The organism is Deltaproteobacteria bacterium, from assembly GCA_009930495.1.
Taxonomy (GTDB): Bacteria; Desulfobacterota; Desulfovibrionia; order Desulfovibrionales; family Desulfomicrobiaceae; genus Desulfomicrobium.
Map to the genome: position 1 here is coordinate 1 of RZYB01000429.1, position 1,238 is coordinate 1,238.

Genomic DNA, 1,238 nt, shown 5'->3' on the forward strand with positions numbered 1-1,238 from the left:
TGATATGCACCCATTTAGCCTGACACTATTTGAATTGACTGAAACCATCAAACCTACAGATTATTGATGACTGCATCCATTAAGGATTACAGGTTTATTACATCTTTAGATTATCAGATTCTAGATTAAAGTCAAGGTTATCTTATTATCATTGGAAGAGTTCCTTTTGGATTCTTCTTTAAATATTCAACAGGACTCAAAAAACCAAGTTCTTGTTTTAATCTAATATTGTTGTAATAAGGCAGAAACCATCTTGTTTTTTCAAGCACCTTTTCAGCGCTTATTCTACGACTCAAATACCTAGTTTTTCCAAACCAATTATAAGCTCCTTCTGTTTTGTAAACTCCATTAAAGGATTCCATCACAGCATTGTAATAGCAAGAACCTTTGCTAATACTTTGAACAATTTCTAAGTCTTTTAGACAATCTCTATATTTGTAACCAGTATATGTTGATCCAGCATCTGAGTGTAGAATTATCCCCTCTAGAGAGCCCAAATATTCTTTAAGTTTCATTACAGTTGAAACACATAAATCTGCATCAGGACTTGTACCAATACACCAGGCAACAATCTCCTTATTGAATAAATCTTCTATGGTATTTAGATAAAACATTTGCTCAAATGTAAACACATAAGTTATATCTTCAACAAAGATCTTTCTGGGTATTCCAGAAAAGAAATTCATTCTAAGAAGGTCCTTTGGTAAATTGTCTTTTTGCTCTTTACGACGTTTATATTGCACTTCTGTAAGCCTTTTACGTCTTACGACAGATAACTTGTCATTCTCATTCATAAGTCGTCTTATACGTTTAGTATTAACTTTGACATCAAATTCTTTGTTTATCTTTGCAGTCATTCTGCGATACCCAACTCCATAACCTGTTTCTTCTTGAACTTCTGATATGAATTTATTATAACGCTCATTATCAGAATTCTGATTCTTTAAATACTTAAGATATTGATAGTATGAGTCTCTAGATATATCAGCTACAGAGCAAAATAAACTTATATTAATTTTGTCATAATTAGGTATATTGGCTTTTTGAATTGCTAAATATTTATTTTTTTTTAGCGATATCCTTTTCGTTGATACCGTTAATTTTTAGCAATGATTCCAAATAAGCAACTCTATATCTTAGTCTCTTTTCCTCTCTTAAAAGTCGCCTCTTTTCTTCAAGTAGTGAACGCCTATTTCGATTCATATCATCTTCTCCCAAAGAATCATTTAAAGGTTCTT

General features: G+C 31.4%; 1 protein-coding gene. It reads right to left on the bottom strand.

Annotation, left to right across the window (positions count from 1 at the left end; translation table 11 throughout):
- Positions 1-137: 137 nt before the first annotated feature.
- Entirely contained in the window at positions 138-1,079 is a 942-nt protein-coding gene (locus EOL86_15225) for an IS3 family transposase (GenBank protein ID NCD26921.1), read from the bottom strand.
- Positions 1,080-1,238 lie beyond the last annotated feature (159 nt).